The organism is Streptomyces sp. NPDC037288, assembly GCF_055603265.1.
Genome location: NZ_JBVJVY010000210.1, coordinates 1 through 1,506, shown reverse-complemented (window position 1 = coordinate 1,506; position 1,506 = coordinate 1). Strand labels below are relative to the sequence as shown.

1 protein-coding gene is annotated in these 1,506 nt (G+C 69.9%); it reads left to right on the top strand.

Annotated features, from left to right (window positions below; genetic code table 11):
• The first annotated feature begins 247 nt into the window (after positions 1-247).
• Complete coding sequence (locus ACZ7GZ_RS43335) at positions 248-1,477, top strand: IS110 family RNA-guided transposase (RefSeq protein ID WP_471033358.1); 1,230 nt, start codon at positions 248-250, stop codon at positions 1,475-1,477.
• Positions 1,478-1,506: the final 29 nt, after the last annotated feature.

Here is a 1,506-nt window from a genome sequence, read left to right as displayed (position 1 = left end):
ATGGGCCTTGTCGGGCCGTGGGGAAGACTACGGTCCGTAGCCGCCAGCAGGTGAGCACTCCAGGTCTCCGAATCATTGCGAGTTCTGAGGTCAGACCGTGCCCCCGCTGGTCGGCCGGGAGGCCTGACTGCTGATGGGATGGCGTGCCCGCCGGGCGGTTGGGCGTGAGCACTTGATCCATTAGAGAGCGAGCCGTGCCTTCCGCGGGCTGCACGCAGGGAACGCACGAGAGAAGCTGGGGAGACTGTTGCTGTTCATCGGCGACGACTGGGCCGAAGACCACCACGACATCGAGGTCCAGGACGAGACGGGCCGCAGGCTGGGCACCGCGCGGATGCCGGAGGGTGTGGAGGGCATCGCGAAGCTGCATGCCCTCATCGCGCGCCACGGCGGTGAGGACCTGGAGCCCGGGCAGGTGGCGGTCGGGATCGAGACCGACCGCGGCCCGTGGGTGCAGGCGCTGATCGCGGCCGGCTACCGCATCTACGCGGTCAACCCCCGCCAGGCGGCGCGGTTCAAGGAGCGGTACGGCACCTCGGGGGCCAAGAGTGACAAGGGCGACGCCCACGCGCTGGCCGACATGGTCCGCATCGACGGCGACCAGCTGCGGCCGGTCGCCGGGGACAGCGACCAGGCCCAGGCGATCAAGGTCGTCGCCCGTGCCCACCAGACCCTGATCTGGGAACGCACCCGCGCCTTCCAGCGGCTTCGGAACACACTGCGTGAGTACTTCCCCAACGCACTCAACGCCTACGCGGGTCTGGAGCTGACCAGCACCGACGCGCTGGAACTGCTGGTCAAGGCCCCGACGCCCGAGACCGCGGCGAAGCTGACGAAGCCGCAGATCTTCGCGGTGCTCGCCCGGCACCGCCGGCGCAACCGGGACCAGCGGGCCGCCGCGATCCAGGCCGGCCTGCGCGAGCCACAGCTCGGCGTCGCCGCCCCGGTCGCCGCCGCCTATGCCGCGGCGGCGACCGCGCACGCCAACTTGCTGATCGCGCTGAACGAGCAGATAGCCGCGTTGGAAGAGCAGGTGAGCGCGCATTTTCTCGCGCACCCGGACGCTGAGATCTATCTGTCGATGCCCGGCATCGGCGAGATCACCGGTGCCCGGGTGCTGGCCGAGTTCGGGGACGACCCCATCCGCTACGCCTCAGCCAAGGCCCGCAAGAACTACGCCGGCACCAGCCCGATCACCCGCGCCTCCGGCAGGACTCACGCCGTCTATGCCCGCCATGCGCGCAACGACCGCCTCGCCGACGCCCTCCACAAACAGGCCTTCTCCGCCATCAACACCTCGCCCGGCGCCCGCCGCTACTACGACAAACAGCGCGCCCGCGACGCCGGCTACAACCCCGCCCTGCGCCAGCTCGGCAACCGTCTCGTCGGCATCCTCCACGGATGCCTCAAGACCCGCACCCTCTACGACGAGGCCACCGCGTGGTCACACCACGCAACCCTCGCCGGAGCCGCTTGACATCCCTACGCCATGGGATGTCTGACCTG